20 protein-coding genes are annotated in these 22,097 nt (G+C 70.7%); 10 read left to right on the top strand and 10 right to left on the bottom strand.

Annotated elements, in window-relative coordinates:
* Nucleotides 1–137 precede the first annotated feature (137 nt).
* The 3 genes from DJ476_RS20120 to DJ476_RS20110 all read right to left on the bottom strand — a co-directional run bounded on the left by DJ476_RS20120 (nucleotide 138) and on the right by DJ476_RS20110 (nucleotide 3,088).
* Complete coding sequence (locus DJ476_RS20120; RefSeq protein ID WP_103421794.1) at nucleotides 138–1,262, bottom strand: LLM class flavin-dependent oxidoreductase; 1,125 nt, start codon at nucleotides 1,260–1,262, stop codon at nucleotides 138–140.
* 111 nt (nucleotides 1,263–1,373) lie between these two features.
* Complete coding sequence (locus DJ476_RS20115; RefSeq protein ID WP_112491200.1) at nucleotides 1,374–2,159, bottom strand: SDR family NAD(P)-dependent oxidoreductase; 786 nt, start codon at nucleotides 2,157–2,159, stop codon at nucleotides 1,374–1,376.
* A gap of 11 nt (nucleotides 2,160–2,170) precedes the next feature.
* Nucleotides 2,171–3,088, bottom strand: coding sequence for an LLM class F420-dependent oxidoreductase (locus DJ476_RS20110; protein ID WP_112491199.1), 918 nt, complete (start codon nucleotides 3,086–3,088; stop codon nucleotides 2,171–2,173).
* A gap of 647 nt (nucleotides 3,089–3,735) precedes the next feature.
* Here DJ476_RS20110 and DJ476_RS20105 point away from each other — a divergent pair.
* Both DJ476_RS20105 and DJ476_RS20100 read left to right on the top strand, forming a co-directional pair.
* Nucleotides 3,736–5,073 (top strand): COG1361 family protein, encoded by a 1,338-nt coding sequence (locus DJ476_RS20105; protein WP_112491198.1) that lies wholly within the window; start codon nucleotides 3,736–3,738, stop codon nucleotides 5,071–5,073.
* A gap of 179 nt (nucleotides 5,074–5,252) precedes the next feature.
* The gene (locus tag DJ476_RS20100; protein ID WP_112491197.1) at nucleotides 5,253–6,302 is read left to right on the top strand and encodes an aldo/keto reductase; all 1,050 of its coding nucleotides are present in this window, start codon (nucleotides 5,253–5,255) and stop codon (nucleotides 6,300–6,302) included.
* A gap of 69 nt (nucleotides 6,303–6,371) precedes the next feature.
* Here the strand turns inward: DJ476_RS20100 and DJ476_RS20095 are convergent, their stop codons facing one another.
* Entirely contained in the window at nucleotides 6,372–6,986 is a 615-nt protein-coding gene (locus tag DJ476_RS20095; RefSeq protein WP_019761574.1) for a TetR/AcrR family transcriptional regulator, read from the bottom strand.
* 121 nt (nucleotides 6,987–7,107) lie between these two features.
* Between DJ476_RS20095 and DJ476_RS20090 the strand changes: the two genes are divergently transcribed.
* From DJ476_RS20090 to DJ476_RS20070, 5 genes are all read left to right on the top strand, one after another.
* Entirely contained in the window at nucleotides 7,108–7,767 is a 660-nt protein-coding gene (locus DJ476_RS20090; protein ID WP_112491196.1) for a flavodoxin family protein, read from the top strand.
* Nucleotides 7,764–8,876 (top strand): NAD(P)H-dependent flavin oxidoreductase, encoded by a 1,113-nt coding sequence (locus DJ476_RS20085; RefSeq protein WP_112491195.1) that lies wholly within the window; start codon nucleotides 7,764–7,766, stop codon nucleotides 8,874–8,876. Before DJ476_RS20090 ends, DJ476_RS20085 begins: the two co-directional genes overlap by 4 nt.
* 322 nt (nucleotides 8,877–9,198) lie before the next feature.
* Nucleotides 9,199–10,323, top strand: coding sequence for a glycoside hydrolase family 43 protein (locus DJ476_RS20080; RefSeq protein WP_112491194.1), 1,125 nt, complete (start codon nucleotides 9,199–9,201; stop codon nucleotides 10,321–10,323).
* 481 nt (nucleotides 10,324–10,804) lie between these two features.
* Entirely contained in the window at nucleotides 10,805–11,974 is a 1,170-nt protein-coding gene (locus tag DJ476_RS20075; protein ID WP_112491193.1) for a lectin, read from the top strand.
* Nucleotides 11,975–12,025: 51 nt separating this feature from the next.
* Nucleotides 12,026–12,595: a hypothetical protein gene (locus DJ476_RS20070; RefSeq protein WP_112491192.1), complete on the top strand. Its 570-nt coding sequence runs from the start codon at nucleotides 12,026–12,028 to the stop codon at nucleotides 12,593–12,595.
* A gap of 577 nt (nucleotides 12,596–13,172) precedes the next feature.
* Here DJ476_RS20070 and DJ476_RS20060 read toward each other — a convergent pair.
* From DJ476_RS20060 to DJ476_RS20045, 4 genes are all read right to left on the bottom strand, one after another.
* On the bottom strand, nucleotides 13,173–14,048 hold the full coding sequence (locus tag DJ476_RS20060) for a M23 family metallopeptidase (RefSeq protein ID WP_103421053.1): 876 nt from the start codon (nucleotides 14,046–14,048) through the stop codon (nucleotides 13,173–13,175).
* A 204-nt stretch (nucleotides 14,049–14,252) separates the two neighbouring features.
* On the bottom strand, nucleotides 14,253–14,873 hold the full coding sequence (locus tag DJ476_RS20055; RefSeq protein WP_112491191.1) for a TOPRIM nucleotidyl transferase/hydrolase domain-containing protein: 621 nt from the start codon (nucleotides 14,871–14,873) through the stop codon (nucleotides 14,253–14,255).
* Nucleotides 14,874–15,004: 131 nt separating this feature from the next.
* A complete protein-coding gene (locus tag DJ476_RS20050; RefSeq protein ID WP_240676580.1) occupies nucleotides 15,005–15,193 on the bottom strand; it encodes a hypothetical protein in 189 nt (62 codons plus the stop codon).
* A gap of 103 nt (nucleotides 15,194–15,296) precedes the next feature.
* Entirely contained in the window at nucleotides 15,297–16,100 is an 804-nt protein-coding gene (locus DJ476_RS20045) for a hypothetical protein (RefSeq protein WP_112491190.1), read from the bottom strand.
* A gap of 405 nt (nucleotides 16,101–16,505) precedes the next feature.
* Between DJ476_RS20045 and DJ476_RS20040 the strand changes: the two genes are divergently transcribed.
* A complete protein-coding gene (locus DJ476_RS20040; protein ID WP_112491189.1) occupies nucleotides 16,506–16,748 on the top strand; it encodes a type II toxin-antitoxin system Phd/YefM family antitoxin in 243 nt (80 codons plus the stop codon).
* Nucleotides 16,745–17,191, top strand: coding sequence for a PIN domain-containing protein (locus tag DJ476_RS20035; RefSeq protein WP_112491188.1), 447 nt, complete (start codon nucleotides 16,745–16,747; stop codon nucleotides 17,189–17,191). Before DJ476_RS20040 ends, DJ476_RS20035 begins: the two co-directional genes overlap by 4 nt.
* Nucleotides 17,192–17,237: 46 nt before the next feature.
* Here the strand turns inward: DJ476_RS20035 and DJ476_RS20030 are convergent, their stop codons facing one another.
* Nucleotides 17,238–19,169, bottom strand: a complete 1,932-nt coding sequence (locus DJ476_RS20030) for an AMP-dependent synthetase/ligase (protein WP_112491187.1) — start codon at nucleotides 19,167–19,169, stop codon at nucleotides 17,238–17,240.
* A gap of 140 nt (nucleotides 19,170–19,309) precedes the next feature.
* Nucleotides 19,310–20,593, bottom strand: a complete 1,284-nt coding sequence (locus DJ476_RS20025) for an acetyl-CoA C-acetyltransferase (RefSeq protein WP_112491186.1) — start codon at nucleotides 20,591–20,593, stop codon at nucleotides 19,310–19,312.
* A 109-nt stretch (nucleotides 20,594–20,702) separates the two neighbouring features.
* Between DJ476_RS20025 and DJ476_RS20020 the strand changes: the two genes are divergently transcribed.
* Complete coding sequence (locus DJ476_RS20020; RefSeq protein ID WP_112491185.1) at nucleotides 20,703–22,094, top strand: 3-oxoacyl-ACP reductase; 1,392 nt, start codon at nucleotides 20,703–20,705, stop codon at nucleotides 22,092–22,094.
* Nucleotides 22,095–22,097: the final 3 nt, after the last annotated feature.

The following is a 22,097-nucleotide window of genomic DNA, read 5'->3' as shown; positions in this document are numbered from 1 at the left end:
TTCGGCGCGGTGGGACAGCCGGGGTGCGCACGCTTGGGCCGCGGTGCGCACCCCGGCTCATCAGGGCGACGGTCCGGGAGGCCGCCGCCCGGTTCACCGGCGGGGCGGAGCCCCGACGTGGGCCCGGGGCAGGCGGATCAGCCGGCCGCGGCCCGCATCCGCGAGGTCCGGTGCACCGGGTCCGTGTCGATCTTCGGGATCACGTGCTCCCCGATCAGCCGGATCGTCGTCATCGTGTCCTCGGGGCTGATCCCGATCGGCAGCCCGAAGCTCAGCTGGTCCGCCCCCGCCCGGTCCCACCTCCGGCACTGCTCCAGCACCTCGTCCGGGTCCCCGCAGATCATCAGCTCCTCCGCGATGAGGAGTTCGACGATCTCCTCGGTGTACTCCGGCAGCAGCTGCGGCCACTCCGGAATCCCCTCCGGCCGCGGGAACGTGTCGTGGTAGCGGAACAGCAGCGACTGGAGGTAGTTCAGCCCCCCGCCCACCGCGATCTCCACCGCCTTGGCATGGGTCTCGGCGCAGATGGCCGTGGAGGTCACCATCACGTTGTCGTTGACGAACGCCCCCACCGGCTCGGCGTCCTTGACCGCGTTCTTGTAGGACTCGACGACCCACTCCATGTCGGAGACCTTCTGCACGCTGAAGCCCAGCACGCCGAGCCCCTTCTTCCCCGCCATGGCGTACGAGGACGGGGACCCGGCCGCGTACCACATGGCCGGGTGCGCGCCCCCGTACGGCTTCGGCAGGATCTTGCGCGGCGGGAGCGACCAGTGCTTGCCCTGGAAGCCGGCGTACTCGTCCTGGAGCCACATCTTGGGGAACTCGGCGATCGTCTCCTCCCACAGCTCCTTCGTGTGGTTCATGTCGGTGATGCCCGGCATGAACCCGAGGATCTCGTGGCTGCCCGCCCCGCGCCCGGTCCCGAACTCGAAGCGCCCTTCGGAGAGATGATCGAGCATGGCGACCTTCTCCGCGACCTTCACCGGGTGGTTGACGGGCGCGAGCGGGTTGAAGATGCCCGATCCGAGGTGGATGCGTTCGGTGGCGTGGGCGAGATAGCCGAGGTAGACGTCGTTGGCGGAGAGGTGCGAGTACTCCTCCAGGAAGTGGTGCTCGGAGGCCCAGGCGTACTTGAAGCCGGACTTGTCCGCCTGGATGACGTACTCGGTCTCCTCGATCAGCGCCTTGTGCTCTGCCTCGGGATCCGCCTTCGCGCGCGCGGCGGGCACGTACCCCTGAACAAAGAGCCCGAATTCCACGGAGGTTCACCGTCCTCAAGTTTTTCTGACGAACCGTCAGATTGTGATGCGACCGACTGTTCCACCGCCACCGCGACCAGTCAATAGCTGACGGAGCGTCAGGCTTCGTGTTCAGAAAGGACTGACCCCCGCCAGCCACCCCCCGTCGATGACGAACGGCTGCCCGGTGATGTACGAGGAGTCGTCGGCGGTCAGGAAGAGGGCCAGCGCGGCCACCTCCTCCGGCCGGCCGATCCGCCCCATCGGCACGAGCTTGCGGTAGTACGCGTCCAGCGCCGCGTCCGACCTGCCGAGGTCGGCGTCCGGGTCCAGCAGCGCCGGGTTGCTCATGGCCGTGTCGATCGCCCCCGGGCAGATGGCGTTGACCCGCACACCCTTGCCGGCCAGCTCCATCGCGGCCACCTTGGTCAGACCGAGGACGGCGTGCTTGGTCGCGGCGTACGCGCCGACCAGCGGCATGCCGGTCAGACCGGTGTACGAGGACGTGTTGACGATCGTCCCGCCGCCCGCCGCCCCGATCTCCGGCGCCACGGCCCGGATCCCGAGGAACGCACCGGTCATATTGACCCGCACCACCTGCTCGAACTCGGCCAGCGGGGTGTTGACCAGCTCGTTGAAGCGCAGGATGCCCGCGTTGTTGACGAGCCCGTCGATCTTCCCGAAGGCGTCCCGGGCCACGGCCACCGCCTCGGCCCACCCCTCCTCGCTCCCCACGTCCAGCCGCACGAACCGGGCGGTCTCCTCTCCCAACTCCTGCGCCAGCGCCTCCCCTTGCTCCACCAGCACATCGGCGACGACCACCCGCGCCCCCTCGGCCGCGAAGAGCCGCGCCTCCTGCTCGCCCTGCCCGCGCGCCGCCCCGGTGACCAGGACGACCCGCCCGTCCAGCTTGCCCATGCCGCTCTCCCCTACTGGTCGGACCGGTCGAGGTGCGGGGCCACGTCCGCCCCGAACGCCGCCATCTGATCGGTCAGTTCGGCCACGCTCCGGCTGCGGAACCGCACCTGGATCTGGTGCACGCCCATCGCCGCGTACTCCCGCAGCGACGCGGCCAGCTCCTCCGGCTTCCCGGCGAGGGTCCGCCGCCCGACGGCCCACCCGGGCTCACCGACGTACAGCGGTTCGGTGATCGCGCCGATGACGATCGGCTCCTCGACCCCCGCCTCCACCCGCAGCCCGCGCACCCGGGCGATCTGCGCGGGCAGCCGGTCCCGGGGGTCGCCCTGCGGGAGCCAGCCGTCCCCCCGTACGGCGGCCCGGCGCACGGCGGCGGGCGAGGAGCCGCCCACCCAGAGCGGCACCCGTTCCTGCGCGGGGCGCGGCAGTTGGCCCAGCCCGCCGAAGGAGAACCGCTCCCCCGCGAACTCCGGGTACTCCTCCGGCCCGAGCGCCGCCCGCAGCGCATCGATCGTCTCGTCGAGGACCGGGCCGCGCCCGTCGAAGTCGGCCCCGACCGCCTCGAACTCCTCCCGTACGTGACCGGCCCCGACGCCCAGGATCAGCCGGCCGCCGCTGAGATGGTCGAGGGTGGCGTACTGCTTGGCGGTGATCAGCGGATGGCGCAGCCCGACGACGGCGACATGGCTCAGCAGCAGGACGCGCTCGGTGATCCCGGCGAGGTACGAGAGCGTGGCGACGGGGTCGTACCAGACCGTGCTCATCCCCTCCGCGAGGCGGCGCGGGATGGCGATGTGGTCGCAGCTCGCGATGTAGGCGAAGCCGGAGCGGTCGGCGGCCCGGGCGATCCGGGCGAGGTCGGCGGGGGTGGCGGACGCCTCCCAGGGTTCGGCGTAGAGGGCGCTCTGCGACTGGATCGGGAGCTGCATCCCGTACGGGAGCTTCCCGTCGGGCGCCGGTCGGAGCGGCTGTGAGGGTGAGGGTGGTGACGACGGCGAGGGTGACGGTGGTGGCTGCGGTCCCGGGTTCGGCACGGTGGCCTCCTTCCCTTCGGTCCGGCCCGGGGCGGTCCCCGCCGCCCCGGGTCACGGCAGCCGCCATCGTCATACCTGACGGACCATCAGACAAGGGGTGCGGGCAGGGAAGAGGCGCGACCACGACCACGACCGGAGAGACCCGGCCGCCACCCACGGACGTACGCCGACACGGTCCACGAGACCTGCCGGGACACGCGAACCCACGAACCCGCGAACCCGCGAACCCGCGGATAAGCGGAATCGCGGATACCTGAATGTTGCGCTCCGGATAAAGGGACGGAAATGCGGGTGCACCGGCGCCACGCCACCCGGCATCCCTTTTCCATGGCGTTGATCACAGGAAAAGCACAGCCTCGGAGAGCAACTGTCCCTTTTCGCTCTCTCTGTCTGCCGACGGCAACACCTGTCCGCCCGCACCGGCCGAAAAACTCCCACCGTACGTTCGCACGTGCGCCATACCATCACCACAGGCCACCCGCGCGTGATCCTGCCGCCGGGAGGGCCGCTCCCCTTCTTCGTCCCGAACCCAAAGGGCCCATGTGAAGATTCGCCGCATTCTCGCTACGGCCGTCGTCGCCGCCGTGACGACGCCCGCCGTCATACTCTCCGTCACCCCGGCATTCGCCGACACGAAGCCCGCCGAGCAGACGCAGGCGCCGGCGGAGGCACAGGCGCAGGCACAGAAGCAGGCTCAGGCGCAGAACAAGCCGACCCTCAAGGAACTCGAGAAGGCGGCGGCCGAGGCGCAGAAGGCGTACGACGCGGCCCTCGCCGCCGAGAAGGCCGCAGAGGCGGCGGTGGAGGCGGCGACCGCCGAGACCGCGCCCCTCGCCGTGGCGGCCAAGGCCGCCCGGAAGGCCGCGGACGACGCCGCGGCGGCGAAGGACACCGCCGACAAGGCGGTCAAGGAAGCGCAGAAGACGCTCGACGAGCTGGCCGAGACCGCCACCGACGAGGAGCGGAAGGCCGCGGAGAAGGCCCTCGCCGATGCCACGACCGCAGCCGGGACGGCGGCGGCGGCCCACACCACCGCCGAGACCGACGCCAAGGCCGCCGAGAAGCTCGTGGAAGACGCGCGGCTCGAGGCGTTCCGCGTCCTCCACAAGGCGCGGGAGGCCGTGAAGGAGACCCGTGCCGCCAAGGCGGCCGCCGACGCGGCCGTGGAGCGCGCCAAGGAGGAGGAGAACCAGGGCGGCGGCGAGGAGTGCGTCGACGATCCCGGCCTCACCACGACGGTGACGGGCTTCCCCGACACGGTCACCGCCGGTACCGTCACCACCTTCTCCGTCCGGGTGGCCAACGACACCGGGAAGGACCTGGACAAGGTCCTCACGTACGCGGGTGTCCACGCCACCGACAAGGACGGCGTCAAGGACATCGCCAAGTACCTGAAGCTGAAGTGGTCGACCACCGCTTCCCCGAAGTGGCAGAACGTCGACGGCGACCTCTACATCGACGCCATCGGCGCGCTGAAGCAGGGCAAGCAGGCGGACATCAAGCTGCGCCTGGACGTCGACGCCAAGGCCCCGGCGGGCCAGGGCCTCACCTTCATCGCGGGTGACTACTTCAACGAGGACGGCTCCTGCGGTCTGACGCCCGACGCCGCCGTCAACGAGTTCGACATCAAGGCAGCGGCGGCCAAGCCCGTCACCAAGCCGTCCCCCAAGCCCAGCACGACCGCCCCGGCCACCGGCTCCGGCGTGACCCCGCAGGGCTCGGGTTCGAGCGTTCCGGTGAACACCACGAACGGCACCCTGGCCGCCACCGGTTCGTCCGACGCCACCGCCCAGCTCGCCCTGGCGGCCGGCGCGGCCGTGGCGCTCGGCGCGGGCGCGGTGTTCATCACCCGCCGCCGCAGGCCGGGCGCCGACGCCTGAGGCGTACGACCGTGAGCGGAAAGGGCCTCGCCGCGTACTGCGGCGGGGCCTTTCGCCGTACGCACGCCCTCTCCTCCCTGCCCCCCCCAATTCCCTTGCCCTGGAGTGCACTCCACCTCCTAAAGTGCCGCGAAGCACGGCCGACGACAGACGGCGGACGGAAGGGGAGGAACGGGGACATGCGCTATCGCACACTCGGCGGCACCGGCATCGAGGTGAGTGCCCACTGTCTCGGCACGATGATGTTCGGCGCGGCGGGCAATCCCGACCACGACGATTCCGTACGGATCATCCATGCCGCCCTGGACGCGGGCATCAACTTCGTCGACACGGCGGACATGTACTCCTCCGGCGAGTCCGAAATCATCGTCGGCAAAGCGCTCAAGGGCCGTCGCGACGACGTCGTCCTGGCCACGAAGGTCCATTTCCCGATGGGCGAGGGCCCCAACCGGGGCGGGAATTCACGGCGTTGGATCGTCAAGGAGGTCGAGGAGAGCCTGCGGCGCCTGGGCACCGACTGGATCGACCTCTACCAGGTCCACCGCCCGGACCACACGACGGACATCGAGGAGACCCTGTCCGCGCTCACCGACCTCGTACGGCAGGGCAAGATCCGTACGTTCGGCTGCTCGACGTTTCCGGCGGAGGAGATCGTCGAGTCCCATGTGGCCGCCGAGCGGCGGGGGTTGGGGCGCTTCAGGACCGAGCAGCCGCCGTACTCGATCCTCGCCCGGGGCATCGAGAAGTCGGTGCTGCCGGTCTGCCGCCGGTACGGCATGGGGGTCCTCACCTGGAGCCCGCTGGCCTCCGGCTTCCTGACCGGCCGATACCGCAGGGGCGGCACGATCGACCTGTCCACCGGCCGCGCGGCCCTGCACCCCCACCGCTTCGACCCGTCGTCCCCGCTCACCGCCGCCAAGCTGGAGGTGGTGGAGCGGCTGGTGGCCGTGGCCGAGAGCATCGGCACCACGCTGCCCGAGCTGGCCGTCGCGTTCCCCATCGCCCACCCGGCGGTCACCTCGGTGATCATCGGCCCGCGCACGATGGACCAGTTGGAGAGCCTGCTCAAGGGCGCTTCGCTGACGCTGGACGACGAGACCCTGGACCGGATCGACGCCATCGTGCCGCCGGGGACGGACGTCTACCCGCCGGACGGCGTCTGGACCCCGCCCTCCCTCACCGAAGTCCCGCTGCGCAGGCGGCCGGTGGGCGAGAGGTCGGGGGCGTAGGCCGGCAGCCCCACACAGCCGAAGCCCCAGGCACAACGGGCGCAGTATCCACCACGGCTACGACAGCCGCTACGAGCCCTGCGGACGGTCCGCGGCCTGGAGCAGCAGCAGGGTGTGGGGCCACAGGCCGTCCAGGACGGTGGGATCGTTCTTGAGCTTGGCCAGCAGGACCATCCCCTCCAGCTGGGAGATCACCGCCTGGGCCGCCTCCCGCCCGGCGCGCCCGGCGGGGATGGCCCCCTCGGCTGCCGCATCGACGAGCGCGCCCTCCACGAGGCGGATCTGCTCGTCGAAGACCTCCTCCAGCCGGGCCCGTACGTCCGGCTCCTGGGTGCTCAGCTCCAGGGCGAGGTTGCCCAGCATGCAGCCCTCGACGGCCCCGGACTCCTCCTTCGCCCGCCGCTGGACCCCGGTCATGGCGGCGAGCAGCCGCTCCAGCCGCTCCAGAGCAGCGCCCTCGCCGCTCAACTCGCCCTGCCAGCAGGCTCGCTGACTGTCCCAGTAGGCGTCGATCACCGCGACCGTCAGGGCCTGCTTGGAGGCGAAGAAGTGGTAGAAGCTGCCCTTCCGCACGTCCGCCCTGGCGCAGATCTCGGCAACGCCGAGGCTGCCGTAACCACGGCCGCGCATCAGCTCCTCGGCCGCGCCGACCAGTCGTTCCTTCGCGGTGCTGGTACGTCCCATGGCAGCGAGTATACGTCCGGTCAACTATCACCCAGGAAGGTCGGGGTGATTTTTAGTTGACCGGTCGTCTAGAGTCATCACCGGTGGCGGGACCAGCCCGCCGTCGACCTTGGGAGCCTCCATGCCCGAAGCCCGGACACCCACGCAATCCGACACGCCCTCCACCCCCACCCCCGTCTCCGTCGCCATCGCCTACCACAGCGGCTACGGGCACACCGCCCGCCAGGCGGCGGCGGTCGCGGCGGGCGTCGATTCCGTCCCCGGGGCGGCAGCGGACCTCCGGGACGTGACCACGCTCGACGCCGGACTCTGGGCGGCCCTGGAGGCGGCCGACGCGATCGTCTTCGGCTCACCGACCTACATGGGCGCCACCTCCGCCGTCTTCCAGCGGTTCGCGGAAGCGAGCAGCGCGATCTGGGCGGCGCGCGGCTGGCAGGACAAGCTCGCGGCGGGCTTCACCAACTCGGCGGGGCTCAACGGGAACAAGGACAACGCGCTGCTCTCCATGGCGGTCCTGGCCGGCCAGCACGGGATGCACTGGGTCTCCCTCGGCCTGCTGCCCGGCTGGATCTACACCTCCACCGGCTCCCCGGACGAGCTGAACCGCCTCGGCGGCTTCCTCGGCGCGATGGCCCAGTCCCCCGCCGACCTGGGCCCGGACCGGGCGCCGGGCGAATCCGACCTCCGTACGGCCCACCACCTCGGCGCCCGGGTCGCCCGCACCGCCCTCCGCCTCGCCCACGGCCGCGAGGCCGCCGCACACCTGGCCGCAGCCGCATGAGCGGGGCCGACGTGAGCACGGGCAGCGCAGGCGGTACGGGAGCGGGGCGGCTGGAAGAGCTGCTGGACCTCCGACTCCCCATCATCCAGGGCCCGTTCGGCGGCGGGCTGTCGACCGTCGCCCTCGCTGCGGCGGTCAGCGAGGCGGGCGGCCTCGGCTCGTACGGGGCGCACATCATGACGCCCGACGCGATCACGGAGCTGGTCGGAAGGCTGCGGGCGGCCACGTCACGCCCGTTCGCGGTGAACCTCTGGGTCCCGCAGGAGGGTGAGCGATCCTCTTTCCAGGCAACGGAGTTGGCACCGCACGCGGAGCGCCTGATCCCGTACGCGTACGAACTCGGCCTCCCTGCCCGCCACGACGGCGGGGACGCAGTGAGCCACCCCTCCTTCGACGACCAGGTCGACGCCCTGCTGGCCTCGGCGCCCCCGGTCATCAGCTTCGTGATGGGCGTGCCGCCGGTGCGGGTGGTGGAGGAGGCGCGACGGCGGGGCATCGTGCTGTTCGGTACGGCGACGACGGTGGGCGAGGCCGTGGCGCTGGAGGCCGCGGGCGTGGACGTGGTCGTGGCGTCGGGCAGCGACGCGGGCGGGCACCGGGGCGCGTTCCTGCGGCCGGTGGCGGAGTCGCTGGTGGGGACGTTCTCGCTGGTGCCGCAGGTGGTGGACGCGATGTCGGTGCCGGTGGTCGCGGCGGGCGGCATCGCGGACGCCCGGGGCGTGGCCGCCGCGCTGGCACTGGGGGCGGACGCAGTCCAGGTCGGTACGGGGTTCCTCGCCACGGCGGAGTCCGGCGCACCGGCCGTCCACAAGGAGGCGCTGCACAGCCCGGAGGCCCGGACGACGGTGCTCACCCGCCTCTACTCGGGCCGCCCGGCCCGGGGCATCCCGAACCGTTTCGTACGGGAAATGGCGGCGTACGAGGGGGAGGTGCCGCCGTACCCGCTCCAGAGCCTCCTGATGCAGCCGCTCCGGACGGCAGCGGCGGCCCAGGACCGCCGGGACCTCGCCGCGCTCTGGGCGGGCCAGGCGGCGCCGCTCACCCGCCCGGCGCTGACGGCCGGGGAGTACCTGGCCAGGCTGACGGGCGCCTCGGGCTCATCGGACTGAGCCCTTCGACGGCCCCCCGGGGGGGTGGGTGATGGTCGGCATGAGGACCGACACGGCACCGAGGAGGCGCACGCCCATGCCGACCACCACTACCCCGCACGATCCGGCCCCGCATCGCTCGTTGACGCCCCCACCCCCCACCGGGATGCTGTGAGAGCGCTCTTCCCACGATAGAAATCCCCCCCGGACGCGCACGGAACCGCACACCGGAACCGCGCACCGACCAGGGCGGCCCCACCCCCGCAGCCTCCGCCGCTTCCCCCCGCCCGCCCTGGCCCAGTACCACCCCCACCCGGAGGCACACACGGGAGCGAGCCCGCCCATGAGACTGTTCCGCCGCTCTTCCACCCCCGCCGCCACCACACTCTCCGCCCTCGGCGCCCTGGCCCTGACCGGCGCCCTCACCGCCACGTTGTTCCTCTCCGCCCCCACCACGGCCCAAGGAGCCGCGCCCGCAGCAGAGTTGGCCCCGCAGGGCCAGACGAGCCTGCGGGCCGCCGACCCGAGTGTGCTGAGGGTGGGCAGCACGTACATCGGCGTCCAGTCGACCGGCGGAGGCATCGCCGTACGCCAGGCGTCGTCGACGGACGGCCTCGCCACGGCCCCCGCACGCCAGGTCTGGTCGGACACCCGCGACCGGGGCGAGGTGTGGGCGCCGGAGATCGTGATGGACGGCGGCCGGTACTACATCTACTTCACTGCCGGCCGTGGCGCGACACACCGCATGTTCGTGATCAGCTCCGCCACCCCCGACAGCGGTTACGGCGCCGAGACGCAACTCGCCCTGCCGGACGGCAAATGGGCGATCGACGGCACCCTGTTCACGTTCGAGGGGCAGCGCTGGTTCGTCTGGTCGGGCTGGGCGGGCGACACGAACGTGGAGCAGAACCTCTACATCGCCCGCATGAGCAGCCCCACGCAGCCCACGGGCGCCCGGTACGTCATCTCCCAGCCGCGCGAGAGCTGGGAGCGGGTGGTGGGCAACCCGTTCATCAACGAGAGCCCGGAGGCCATCAGGGACCCCAACGGCCAGTTGCACATCGTCTATTCGGCCAACGGTAGTTGGAGCGACCAGTACTGCCTGGCCGACCTGCGGCTGCGCAAGGGCGGCGACCCCACGTACGTATGGGACTGGTACAAGTCGAACGGCTGCCTCTTCGGCTCCAACCAGTCGACAACGATGGCGGGTTGGGACCCGACGCTGTACGTGCACGGCCCCGGCCACCACACCTTCGTCCTGCTGCACGGCGACATCAACACCAGCCCTCCGGCGGGCCCCAGGTTCCCGTCGATGTTCCACGCGGTCCCGAAGGGCACCCCGTACTCCTGGGCCAACCGTTACTGGTACACGGGCACGTTCGCCTGGTGGGGCAACACCACGTACTCCCGGGCCAATGTCCCGGGGCCGAACACGGACACGGGGTGGAGCCTGAAGTTCTTCGAGTGAGCCGTACGGGAGGCGGCGCGGCAGCCCGTGGGGCGGTGGGCCGCCGGGGGGGCGGAGGAGGAGCGTGCTCCTCCCACGCGTCCGGTTGACGGTCGTACGCGACGCCGCCCCGGCCGTTCGTCCAGCGCACGGGCCCGGGGGCTGTCCCCCTCCAGCCGCGGCTCGGCCCGCCGCGGACCGCGTCTCCCGGTCCGCGGTTCTGCGGCTTCGACGAGGAGCGTGCCGAGCCCGCGCGATCGCGGTGCGGGGGTGGACCGCCGTCAGCCGCAGGGTGCCGACACCCGCACACCCAGAGTGCCCGCCCCTGGAGCGGCCCTTCGAGGACGTCGATCGAAACCGCGTCCCGCCGGAGTGTACGGATTCGACTCGACCGGCGGTAGCTCCATCCATTCGTGTGAATCGAACGGAGAAAGGTTTTTCTTCGATTTTGCGTCCGCCTTGACACGTAAAGTGACCGGGCCACCGCAGAGAAGGAGAGAAAATGCGTTCTTCAGATGGTCCGGGCGAGCCGAACGACGTATTCGAGGAGCCGCTGGACATCGGCAGGGGTCAACCCACGAAAGCCTCAGTCCCCTCACTGAAAAGCAATCTGCATGCGATCGGCCTGACCTGTGAGCTGACCGATGACGAAAACCTCCAGCGGTTCATCCAGCAGGTCCGTGATGACCTGCCGAGCAGCGGCGAGAATCAGGCATTCTTCATCGGCAGGCGCTTCGAAGAGGATTTTCAGCAAGCGGCACCGCAGGAGGCCCAGCTCTTCGTTTCCACGGTCTGCGACATCGCCCCTTCCGACACGAGCTACATCACCCGCGAGGCGTCCGGTCACGAGGGAGCGAAAGCCTTCTTCGAGTATTTGCTGGACGAGAATCCCCAGAGCGGGGAGTTCATCAGCCAGTTGGCCGGCGTCTCCGTGGAGGCTCCGGACTTCGCCGAGCAGTTCGCCAAGAGCAACCCGTCCGGCATCCAGTTCCTTGCGGAGCTGGCGCAGGGTGGCATCAGTCCGGCCGGCGCCGCGACATGGATCCCCGGCACCGACCGAGTGGCCGGGAAGTGCGCCGGCTACCTGGCCGAACTCGTCAACGAAGAACGTTTCGACAAGTTGCAGAGCAAGGAGGTGAAGAACCGGAGGCCCGAATGCAGGAAGGGTGAGCAGGGCGATCGGCGATGGGGCTTGCCGAACTACCGCATGGAGAAATACGAGGGACGGTACTCGTCTGCCCAGGCCGTCAAGGACCAGTTCAAGAAGAACGCCGTGATGGCTCACACCTCGGTGACGGGGGGCGTCAGCAAGGAGGACCTGGAGGCATTCGTCTCGTCCGAGGTCCTCCCCTACACCGACGAGAGCGAAGCGGACTACGACACCACCAAGGCGAACAAGGGGAAACTCCGCGAACTCCTCCTCTTTCTGGTGAAGGAACCGAGTGGTCAAGGGGCTTCGGGCACGAACACCGGACTCGGAGTGATCTCGATCAAGTGGCACCTGAAAGTGAAGAGGTACAAGGAGAAGAAGTCGGAGATCAGGCATGACACCACCATGGAGTTCTACGCCCGCTCCATCGTCTACCCCTCGGTCTACGACCTGGACACCGATCCGCCCAACAGGACGCGAGTGATCGACCAGGTGAAGGACGACAGGAACCTCTGCCCGTAGCGCATCACCGGGACCGTTTCAGAATTCGACACCGACACGCAGGAGCCAGAAATGGTGAACGACAACACGGCACCCGCCACGACGCCCGAGCCCAATGACGATGACGAGGTGACGATCTTCCAGGAGCGACCGAATGCGACCAAGGACACGTTCGACCAATCCGTGATCTACGCATCAGGATCCGACGAGCGTCTGGCCGTTGTCCTGTATGCACCCGATCTGCAGAACATCGGCTCCATCGACAATACCAAGTCGGACGCGTCCGCCACCTACCTCAGGTCCGTCACCGAAGGATTCAGCGTAGGCTCCACGATCACCTTCTCCTCCACGTTCTCGGTCGAAGTCAGTGCCGAAGTTTTCAAGGCTTCCATGCAATTGGGTATGAGCATTTCCTTCACCGCCCAGTACAACAAGTCGACCACTGAATCGGTCAGCTTCACCGTCCCCGCCGGCAAGAAGGCATTCCTCTACCAGGGATATCTGCGGACCGTGATCCTCAAGCACGACGTAGGCAGGGGAACCTATGCCTACGTGCCGAACTCGGACGGCCGTTTCCTCAGCAACCTCACGGTGACCGCGGACAAGCCCGTCGTCGGAGCCACCACGGTGCGCCAAGGCTGAGACCGGTCGCGGTTCCGCGGTACGGCCCTGCGGCCTGCCCCCGGCAGGGCGAGCCGCGGGGCCCTGCCGAGCCGGCCCACGCTCTACGGCCGACCGGGCGGGGGCCACGCCGCGTACCGCGCGGGAGCCGTGCCTCGGGCGGTCGGCTGTGAGTCCCCTCGGCGGGGGTGAACGTCACATGAGCCCGCCCCGCGGCCCGGGCCGACAGCGCCGACTGGACGCGGTTGGTGACTTCTGGAGCCGCCAGGACACGGCTGGCGTGGGCCTCTCGACGATGCCGTACGGCTGGCGCGGCTGCTGGGGGCTTCGTCGCCGGGGGCGGACGTCCCCGAGGCCACCGCCGTACGGGATCTGCTGGCGCAGGCCGTCCCGGCCGGGACGGGCGGTGGGGCGCTGCGCATCTCCGTACGGGAGGACGACCCGGACGTCGTGGAGTTGGGGGCCGTCGATGCCCGTACCGCCCGGCGGTTGATCGTGGCGCTGCGGTTCTGAGGCGGGAGGCGTGCGGGCGGCGCAGGCCGTGCACGGGAAGGCAGCCGCCGCGGCCCTCCCGTGCACGGGGTCATGGGGGCTGCGCTCAGCAGTTGGGGATCACGGTGCCGTTGTTGTCGCGGGCCTCGTCGTTGCCCCAGCGGGAGAGGTAGTACGCGGAGACGTAGGCGTTGCGGCCGTTCTTGCCCGGGTAGACGCTGTCCAGGTCGGTGCGGAGCCACCAGTGGTTGAACTGGGTGGCCGTACCGACGCGGGCGCCCCACACCTTGCAGTACACGTAGTTCGTACCGGCGTTGAGGATGCCTTGCGCGTCTGCGGTGTTGGGGGCGGCGTAGCCGGTGGCGTTGGCGAAGGTGTCGACCCAGTACCTGCCGGTTCCACCGCCGCAACCGTTGTCGCTGGTCAGGTACTTGTTGTAGTACGACCCCGGGTACGGGCTGAGTGACCGGCCGTTGATGACGATGTTCTGGCCGACCCCGTTGAGCAGCTGCTCGTAGTGGATGTGGGCGCCGGAGCTGTTGCCGGTCGAGCCGGTGGTACCGATCTGCTGCCCCTGGGCGACGCGGGCCCCGCTGGCGACGGAGAACGCGTTGAGGTGGAAGTAGTAGGTCTGCCAGCCGCCGCCGTGGTCGATGGAGATGTAGTTGCCCGCCCCGCTCGGCTGCGAGTGGCGGTAGGCGGTCCCTGCGGCCGAGGCGAGGACCGGGGAGCCGGCGGTGGCGCCGCCGTCGGTACGAACGAAGTCGAGAGCCCGTCTGACCTCGGCGGAGTGGTGGCTGTAGGTCCACTGCTGGCCGCAGCCGTAGGGCGCCTTGAAGTTGGGCGCGGCTGCGGCGGGGGACGCGGTGGTGGCGACGGTGAGCAGCCCGCCGAGGAGCGCCAGCAGGGCGAGGAGGGCTGTACGGGTACGTGAGTGCGTACGGATTGGGTGCGTACGGTTCTGGGTTCGCGGAGCACGCATGGGTGGGGGAATCCTCCGGGTCGACGACCTGGCCGTGGGGTGCGGGGCGCGCGAAGTGCCGTGGAATCTACGCGAGTTGAACGGACACCAGAGTGCCGCAAGCCGGTCCGCGTGGACAGCCCCCGGGGCCGGGTGCATCAGGTCCAGGGGTGCTCGGAGGCGCCGGGAGGGCGTTCGGAGGTGTTCCGTGCCCTTCGGTGACGTTCAGAGGCAGGAGAGGAGGTCGTCCAGCGGGGCGGGGACGTTGTCGGGGCCGAGGGCTTCGACGAGGACGCGGCCGTAATGGATCTTGCGCCCCTTCTTCGTACCGAGGAAGCGGCGCAACTGCTGGCGCGGGGGGCGGCCTTGCTGGGCGGGCTGGCGCAGGAAGATCTGGAGGGCGCGCAAGTCACCTTCGGCTTCGATGAGTTCCTCGACCCGTGACACGCCGAGGGCGCGGATCAGCTCCTCCTCCAGGTCCGCCGCGCAGACGAAGAACTCCTGCCGCGCCGCCGCTCCGGCCCGCTCCCACCCGCGCTCGTAGAAGCCTCGCTCCTGCTCGTCGCACAGGCCGGTGAGGCGAAGGCCCAGGCCGGTGGGCCCGAGGAGAGGCGCGAATCGGCCGACGCTCATCGCCCCGCCCATCGGGAGCACGCAGACGCCCTCGCCGGCCAGGTCCCGGCCGCGCCGCCCGGCCAGTGCGTCGACGGCGGCGGCGTCGCTCGGGCCTTCGAGCAGGACGACGGTCCGTACGGGGAGCCGCTCGGCCAGCTCACGGGCGGGATCGGACCGCCCGCCCGCCGCCCACGCGGTGACCGCCTCCCGGAACGCCTCCATGTCAGCCATGGTGCGAGTCTCCGTCCTCGGCGGCCGGGGCGGTATCGAATTTGCGGTGACACGCGGGGCGGGAGGGTCGTGTGCGGGGCGGCACCACTGCGGCCGACGCCCAGACGCTGCCCGCCTCGCCCCGCCTCGCGTCAGTGGTCGGAGATCTCGCGGTCCGACTCGCGAGCGGTGTTGCCCACGAACCGGCTCAGCCGATAGGTGCTCAGCTCGACCGGACGTCGGCACAGCGTGTCGATCCGGATGAGCGATTCGTCGACTCCTGACTCCCGGAGCCGCCGCAGATGTGCACGTACCTCTGCCTGGTCGCCGGTCTCCAGCACTACTTCCCACTGTCCGACATCGGGCGCAGTACGCGCGGCCGACCGTCGCCTCCCGGCGTCTTGCCGACGCCGCCTCCTCGCTTGCTTCGGCATCGCCCTGTCCTCACTGGTCGGCGCGCTTCTCCGAGGCGGTGCGGAACTCCAGGGCGATCTTGGCGGCTCGGGGGAGGCCTCCTTCGTCCAACAGTCCGAGCTGGCCCCGCGTATCGGAATCGATCCATGCGCACAAGATCTGGCGTCCGCCGTCCGTCGTGACGAATCCACAACCCAACTGACCTCCCCAGGGCCCTGCTTCGAAGTCGGTCACCTGACTCGCCCCCGCCCCGGCGAAGAATTCGAGCAACTCGTCCCACATGGCCTCCGGACTTGACGTCGCCGGAAGCGATGCGTCCCATTCGGTGGCGTTGATCTGCAGCAGAGCGTCCACCGACCCTTTCCCAGGGCCGTCGTAGAACCATCGCTTACCCTGCCCCGGCTTTCCAGGAGCCAGCCTCTCGTACTCCGCCGCCTTCGCACCGGTGTGCAGCCGGTACTCGCCGACGCGCGGGGCGGCATCGATGACGCGCTTGATGGCCGCGGGCCCCGTTGTGGCGGAAGGAGACTGGGCGACAGGCTCCTGGGCGGTGGGGGCCGCCTCCGCGGCAGGTTGGTATCCCCTGCCGGTGAAGATCCCTATCAGCCCGGCGGCGGCTATGAACAGCAGTGCTCCACGGACGATGTTGCCACGCCGTACGGCAATGGCGGTGGTCCGCTCGACATCGTCCGGACCATCCGGGGCCGGACCTCGGCGCCAGGCTTGGGTGGCGACCCAGACAACGACCAGAAGGACGGCGAGACCCAGAAGCTGCCCCACTGCCTGGCCATCGGCGTAGCTCCGCGAGACGGGGTCAACAGATAGCATGATCATGGCGGGATGATACGGGGCGCCGTATCCGCACCGTCACGGCTGGTGGCCAGGTAGCTACGGCCCGACCCTCCGCGGGCCGTCATGATCAGCCGGACACTCTGGCGGCCGCCATCCGCCGAGGGCGGCGACCGGCAGGAGCCCAGCTTCGTTGAGGTGGCACCCCCGCGTGTGCGGGGACCACGTGAGCGTGGTCGATGGCGTACTCCACCGGGCGGGACCACCCCCGCGCGTGCGGGGACCGGCGGCAGCCGCGCCCGAACCCACAGATGCGGCCGGGGTCACTCCCACTCTCGCGGGAAGCCCCCAATCGCGAGCATGCGCCTGACCAGGCCCTATATCCAGGAAGCCACTCCGCCGGGAACGTCTCCCCACACCCACCACAGGCGGCGTAGTAACAGGTAGTACATGGAGGCCACGGCTCGGGAGTTCAACCAGAAATCGTCACAGATCCTCGCTGCCGCAGCACGCGGCGAGACCATCACCGTCACCAAGAACGGCACGGCGGTCGCTCGCGTCGTCCCCATCACCGACGACGACATCCCTCCGTATCCCACCGACCCCATGGGTGCCATAGAGCTCCCCGATCTCGACCTTCCTGATCTCACCGACGACGAGATCGACGATGTGCTCAAGGGGATGGGGTCGTGAGCCTGGTCGCCATTGCCGACACCAACGCCCTCTACCGGCTCCTCGACCGGAGGCTCAGCGGCCACGAAGTGCACAGAGAAGGACTGGCAGCGATCAGCCACCTGGTCATCTCTCCTTTCGTCCTGGCCGAACTGGACTACCTGATCACCACCAAGGCCGGGGCCCGCCACGCTCTGACGGCAGCGCGCTTCATCGAACGCAACGTAGCCACCCGCAGGTTCGAGATCCCGCCCGTCGGACCACACCTGAGCGCCGCGATCGCCGTCGCGGAGGGCTACGTGGACGCGGACGGCGGCAAGCGCATCGGCCTGACCGACGCGATGAACGTCGCCCTCGCCGCCGCGCACCGTACCGAGGTCATCTTCACCTCGGACCGCCGCTTCCGTATGGTCCGGCCTCTGACCGGTCACAAGGCATTCAGGTTGCTGCCCGACGACCTCTGACGAGAGACGGGAGTGGGGCCACCGGGCCCCGGCCTTCCCCGCCCCCTCACCTACGCCGGTACAGCTCCTCGATCTCCGCCGTGAAGTCCCGTGCGATCGCCGCCCGCTTCAGCTTCAGCGATGGCGTCAAGTGACCCCGTTCCTCCGTGAAGTCGACCGGGAGGACGGTGAACTTGCGGATGGACTCGGCCCGCGACACCAGGCGGTTCGCCTCGTCGACCGCCTTCTGCAGGGACGTGCGCAGCTCCTCGTCGTGGACCAACTCCCGTAGCGGCACGTCCTGTTTCTTCACCATCTGGCGCCAGTGGTGGAGGCCGTCCGGGTCCAGGGTGAGGAGGGCCGTGATGTACGAGCGGTTGTCGCCGACGACCATGCACTGGCTGACCAGGGGGTGGGCGCGGAGCCAGTCCTCCAGGGGGGCGGGCGTCACGTTCTTGCCGCCCGACGTGATGATGACGTCCTTCTTGCGGCCCGTGATCGTCAGGTAGCCGTCCTCGTCCAGCGTGCCCAGGTCGCCCGTCGGGAACCAGTCGCCGTCCAGGAGGTACGGGACCGGCTCCGCGCGTTCCGCGTCCCAGTAGCCCCGGAACACCTGGCCGCCCCGGAGCAGCACCTCGCCGTCGTCCGCGATGCGTACCGACGTACCGGGGAGGGGCCAACCCACCGTGCCCAGGCGGGGTTTGAGGGGCGGGGTCACCGTGTGAGCCGCCGTCGTCTCCGTCAGGCCGTACCCCTCGAAGATGCCGATGCCCGCGCCCTCGTAGAAGGAGGCCAGCCGGCGGCCCAGCGGGGAGCCGCCGCAGATCACGTACCGGACCTTGCCGCCCAGCGCCGCCCGGACACGGCGGTAGACCAGCGGGTCGTAGAGGGCGCGGGCCGCCCGCAGGCCGAGGCCCGGCCCGGGGCCCGTGCCGTGTTCGGCGGCCTCGACCGCCTTGCCGTACCGCTGCGCGATCCGGGCCGCGCGGTCGAACGACGACGCCCGGCCCATCTTCTCCGCCGTCGCCCGGCCCGTGTTGTAGACCTTCTCCAGGACGTACGGGATGGCGAGGAGGAAGGTGGGGCGGAAGCCCGCCAGGTCGGCCAGGAGGTCTTCCGTCTGGATGGAGGGGGCGTGGCCCAGGCGGACTCGCGCCCTCATACAGCCGATCGCCACCATCCTCCCGAAGACGTGCGAGAGCGGGAGGAAGAGGAGCGTCGAAGCCGGGTCCTTCGAGACCGACTTGAAGACCGGGTGCAGCAGCTCGATCGCGTTGTCGACCTCCGCGAAGAAGTTGCCGTGCGTCGTCACACAGCCCTTCGGGCGGCCCGTCGTCCCCGAGGTGTAGATCAGCGTGGCCGGGGTGTCCGGTTCCAGCCCGGCCCGGCGCTCCGCCACCGCCTCGTCGGGGATGTGCTTGCCCAGCGACTTCAGGTGGCCGATCGCCCCCGTGTCGAACTGCCACAGATGCGCCAGGCCGCCCAGCTGCTTGCGCTCCTGGCTGATCAGGCGGCCCTGCTCCTTCGTCTCCACCGCGCACGCCACCGCCCCCGAGTCCTGGAGGATCCAGCGGGCCTGGAAGGCGGACGAGGTGGGGTAGATGGGGACCGTCACCAGGCCGGCCGCCCAGGAGGCGAAGTCCAGCAGCGTCCACTCGTACGTCGTACGGGCCATGATCGCGATCCGGTCCCCCGGCCGCAGCCCCTCCGCCAGCAGACCCTTCGCCACCGCCAGCACCTCGGCGGCGAAGTCGGCGGCGGTCACGTCGTGCCAGGTGCCCTCGGCGTCCTTGCGGCTCAGCACCGCCTCCGCCGGGGCCTCCCGGGCGTTGTCGAACGGGATCTCCGCCAGCGAGCCCCGCAGCACCGGGGGCGCGAAGGCCGGTACGGAGACCTCCCTGACCCGGCCGGACCCGTCTCTCTTCTTCGTGGGTTCCACCAGTGTGGGCGTGGGGGCGGGCGTGGGGGTGGGATTGGTGGCGGTGTTCGGCGTTGACACTTGCGGCTCCTCGGTGGCGGGCGGGGGTCGTACATGTCTCGTCGCCGGGTCGTCCGTCCGGCGGGTCGCCATAGGCCTCGGGGTGCTCCGAAGTCCTCGGAGGGTGCTCCTCCGAAGGCCTCGGGCGCGCCCCCAAGGCCTCAGGGGCGTTCCAGGATCGCCGTCACCCCCTGGCCGCCCGCCGCGCAGATCGAGATCAGCCCCCGTCCCGGGGCCTCCCGTTCCGCCAGCAGCTTGGCCAGTGTCGCGACGATCCGCGCGCCCGTGGCGGCGAAGGGGTGGCCGGTCGCCAGCGACGAACCGGCCACGTTCAGACGGGTCCGGTCCAGCGGGGCCAGGCCCTGCTTCTCCCAGGCGGCGAGGGTGGCCAGCACCTGGGAGGCGAACGCCTCGTGGATCTCGTACAGGTCGAAGTCCTCGATGCCCAGGCCCGCCCGCTCCAGCAGGTGCGGCACCGCGTACGCCGGGGCCATCAGGAGGCCGTCGTCGCCGTCCACGTAGTCGACCGCCGCCGTCTCGTAGAGGGTGAGGTAGGCGAGGGGCTCCACGTCCCTTTCCCGCGCCCACTCCTCGCTCGACAGCAGGACCGTCGCCGCGCCGTCCGTGAGGGGCGTCGAATTCCCGGCCGTCATGGTGGGGTTCGGTTCGGATGTGCCGAACACCGGCTTGAGGCGCGCCAGTTGTTCGGTCGTGGAGGTGGGGCGCAGGTTCTGGTCGCGGGTCAGGCCTCTGTACGGGACGATCAGGTCGTCCAGGAAGCCGCGTTCGTACGCCGCCGCCAGGCGCTGGTGGCTCGTGGCCGCCAGCTCGTCCTGGGCCTCGCGGGTCACGCCCCAGCGGCGGGCGGTGCGGGCCGCGTGCTCGCCCATCGAGAGGCCGGTGCGCGGCTCGGCGTTGCGCGGGATGTCGGGGGCGAGGTGGCGGGGGCGTACGGCGGCAAGCGCCTTGAGGCGGGCGCCCGTTGTCTTCGCGCGGCGGGCGGCGAGCAGGATGCGGCGCAGTTCGTCGTTGACTCCGAGCGGGGCGTCACTGGTCGTGTCGGAGCCGCCCGCTATGGCCGAGTCGACGGCACCCAGGGCGACCTTGTTGGCAGCGGCGATCACGGCCTGGAGGCCCGTACCGCAGGCCTGTTGGATGTCGTACGCCGGTGTGCGCGGGTCCAGCGCGGAGCCGAGGACGGTCTCGCGGGCCAGGTTGAAGTCGCGGCTGTGCTTGAGAACCGCGCCCGCCACGAACTCGCCCACCCGCTGCCCGGCCAGGCCGTACCGCTCCACCAGGCCGTCGAGCGCGGCCGTCAGCAAGTCCTGGTTGGAGGAGGTCGCGTACGGGCCGTCCGAACGGGCAAAGGGGATACGGCTGCCGCCGATGACCGCCACGCGCCGGACCGCCGGGGCAGGGACGGGGGCGGGGGTGGGGGTGCTCATGCGGTGCGTCCTGGGTCGGTCCCGCCTGAGTTGTGCATCTCGACCAGCTCCTGACTCTTGAGTAACCTTACTCTGGAGTAAATCTACGACCGAGCAGGGAGTCAGGACAATGGCCGATCGCTATCTGCACTTCACCGGCACAGCACCCGGCCGCTTCCTCACCCGCCGCCTCGGCCTCCCGCAGCCCGCCCCGCTGCGCCGCTGGTCCCTGGATACCCCGCGGCTGGAGGGGCCGCTGCTGCACCTCACAGCAGGGTCGGGGGCCGGAGCGGGGGCGGACACCGAAACAAGCGCGGGGCTCGCGGAGGTGCTGGCCGGGGTCGGGCTTCCCGTCGTCGGCCGCGCCGACCGGCCCGGCGCCATCGTCCTCGACGCCACCGGGGTCACCACCGCCGCCGGGCTCGGGGACGTCCACGCCGCCCTGCACCCCGTCGTCCGCTCCCTCGCGCCGGGCGGGCGGGTCGTCGTCCTCGGTACGGTCCCCTCCCCCGACGACCACCACCAGGCCGCCGCCCAGCAGGCGCTGGAGGGGTTCGTCCGGTCGCTGGGCAAGGAGATCGGGCGGGGCTCCACCGCTCAGCTCGTACGGATTCCGGGCGTACGGGTCCCCGACGTACCGGCTTCGGGCATACGGCTTCCGGGCGGCGGCGCTACGGCCCAGGGCGCCGCGTCCACCCTGCGCTTCCTGCTCTCGCCCCGGTCCGCCTACGTGAGCGGACAGGTCATCGAGCTGACCGACGCCACCCCCGAACCCGTCACCGACCCCGCCGCCCCGCTCGCCGGCCGCACCGCCCTGGTCACCGGGGCCGCCCGGGGCATCGGTGCCGCCGTCGCCGCCGTGCTCGCCCGCGACGGGGCCCGGGTCATCGCGCTCGACGTCCCAGGGGTCCGGGAGGAGCTGGAACGTACCGCCGCCCGGCTCGGCGCCACCCCGCTCCCCCTCGACGTCACCGCGCCCGACGCCGCCGACCGGATCGCCGCCGCAGCGCCGGACGGGCTCGGCGTCCTCGTGCACAACGCGGGCATCACCCGCGACCGCCGCCTCGCCAACATGCCTGCCGACCGATGGACTTCGGTCGTCGACGTCAACCTGGACAGCGTGCTCCGCACCACCGACGAACTGCTGAAGGGCGGGGCCGTCACGCGCGGCGGCCGGATCGTCGCCACCGCCTCCATCGCGGGCATCGCGGGCAACAACGGCCAGACCAACTACGCGGCGAGCAAGGCCGGGATCATCGGTCTCGTCCGCTCGCTCGGCCCGCGCGCCGCCGCCGACCACGGCGTCACGGTCAACGCGGTCGCGCCCGGCTTCATCGAGACGAAGATGACGGCCGCCGTCCCCTTCTTCATCCGCGAGGCGGGCCGCCGCATGAACTCCCTCTCCCAGGGCGGCCTTCCGGTCGATGTCGCCGAGGCCGTCGCCTGGTTCGCCCAGCCCGACTCCACCGCCGTCAACGGCCAGGTGCTGCGCGTCTGCGGCCAGAGCCTGCTGGGAGCGTGAGCG

It is taken from the genome of Streptomyces bacillaris (assembly GCF_003268675.1).
Lineage (GTDB): Bacteria > Actinomycetota > Actinomycetes > Streptomycetales > Streptomycetaceae > Streptomyces > Streptomyces bacillaris.
The sequence above is the reverse complement of the archived record's forward strand: the minus strand, read 5'-3'. Positions and strand labels throughout refer to the sequence as shown.